Annotated in this window: 3 protein-coding genes; 2 read left to right on the top strand and 1 reads right to left on the bottom strand. The window is 68.8% G+C overall.

The features are described from left to right. On the top strand, nucleotides 1-667 hold a 667-nt coding region (locus ACIA5A_RS30885), incomplete at its 5' end, for a DUF5753 domain-containing protein (RefSeq protein ID WP_396768311.1). Then, on the top strand, nucleotides 658-858 hold the full coding sequence (locus ACIA5A_RS30880; RefSeq protein ID WP_278106649.1) for a DUF397 domain-containing protein: 201 nt from the start codon (nucleotides 658-660) through the stop codon (nucleotides 856-858). The genes ACIA5A_RS30885 and ACIA5A_RS30880, both read left to right, overlap by 10 nt. A gap of 54 nt (nucleotides 859-912) precedes the next feature. Here ACIA5A_RS30880 and ACIA5A_RS30875 read toward each other — a convergent pair whose 3' ends face one another. Then, nucleotides 913-1116, bottom strand: a complete 204-nt coding sequence (locus ACIA5A_RS30875; protein ID WP_396768309.1) for a hypothetical protein — start codon at nucleotides 1114-1116, stop codon at nucleotides 913-915. Nucleotides 1117-1331 lie beyond the last annotated feature (215 nt).

The raw sequence follows: 1331 nt of genomic DNA, 5'->3' as shown, positions 1-1331 counted from the left end.
TCTGCCACCCGGACAGCCTGGCGACACCGCACCACCCGGACCAGCACCCGCACGGCGCGTCGTCACGAGGCAAACATTCCCTGTCGCGGCACTAGGCGTGCCGTCATGGTTCCTGCCCTGGCTCGACGCGGAGCGCGCCGCGACGCAGCTCCGATGCTGGCAACCGTCGCTCGTTCCGGGACTGCTCCAGACGGAGGACTACGCCCGTACCGTCATCCGGTGCGACGACACGCTCAGCGATGAAGAGGTCGACCGGCGGCTAGCCGATCGGATGGAGCGGCAAACGATTCTGACCGGCGGCAACGCCCCGCAGTTCATCGCTGTCATCGCCGAGGCGGTGCTACGCCGGGCGCGGGAAGACTTCCGGCAGGTCATGGCCGGTCAAATAAAGCACTTGATTGCGCTCGCGGATCGGCCGAACATCAGCGTGCACGTACTGCCGGACGACATCAGTATGCACGTCGGCTTGACCGGGCCCTTCAGCCTTGCGCGCTCGCCCGAGCACACCTGGCTAGGGGAGATGGAGAACCAGCTCGGCGGGGTGGTCATCGAGAAACCAGCCGATGTGGATACTCTGATGACGAGGTGGGAGACGGTCCGCAACGAGGCCCTACCCCGCCGCCAGTCAATCGAGCTGATGAAAGAAGTTGTGAACTCGTGGACCTGATCGGCGCTCACTGGCGCAAGTCATCCCGCAGCGGCTCCGGCGGCGGTAACTGCGTGGAGGTAGCGGACAACCTGCCCGGCGTCGTTGGCGTGCGGGACTCCAAGGACCCGAACGGGCCGGCGCTGGCTTTCGAGCCGGCGACCTGGCAAGGCTTCGTGGACTTCGCGAAGCGCATCGGCCCCGTCGGCTGACCCAGCACAGACGAATGCCCCCGGCGCGCGTCGGGGGCTTTCGCACGTCCAAGGCTAGGCCCGGTGGCGCGGGAGCCGCAGCACCTTCGCGGCAGGCTGCTCGGCGGTGGTCCGCTCGTCGGCGCGGCCCAGCTCGTATGCCTTCTCGAAGACCTCAGCCGGCGCCCGCTCCCGGCGAGCACGGCGCACAGCGAGCCAGCCGGCGGGCAGCGCCAGAGCGGCCAGGCCGAAGACGTAAACGGTGCGCTGCTCCGGCATAAAGAATTCCGCGGTGCGCTGCGCAGGGACAGCGGCGGCCGGAAGCGGGGCCTCGGTCGACGCCGCGCCGGACGGCACGGGCACGCTCACGGCCTCCGGCCGGACGACTGCCCGCGACGGGCTAGGGCGTGTCCTGCCGATCTTGTAGCGGTGGGTCGTTGACGATGTGCCGGTGGTACGTCGAGGCGAACTGACCGACGAAGCGTGGGCGGTGA

Source organism: Micromonospora sp. NPDC051300 (assembly GCF_044455315.1).
Classification (GTDB): Bacteria; Actinomycetota; Actinomycetes; order Mycobacteriales; family Micromonosporaceae; genus Micromonospora; species Micromonospora robiginosa.
Note: the sequence above shows the minus strand (reverse complement) of the source record. Positions and strands in the feature narration are given on the sequence as shown.

What these genes read in the sequence shown, in the direction of transcription:
- ACIA5A_RS30875 (WP_396768309.1), bottom strand. Translation starts at nt 1,116, where the DNA reads ATGCCGGAGCAGCGCACCGTTTACGTCTTCGGCCTGGCCGCTCTGGCG.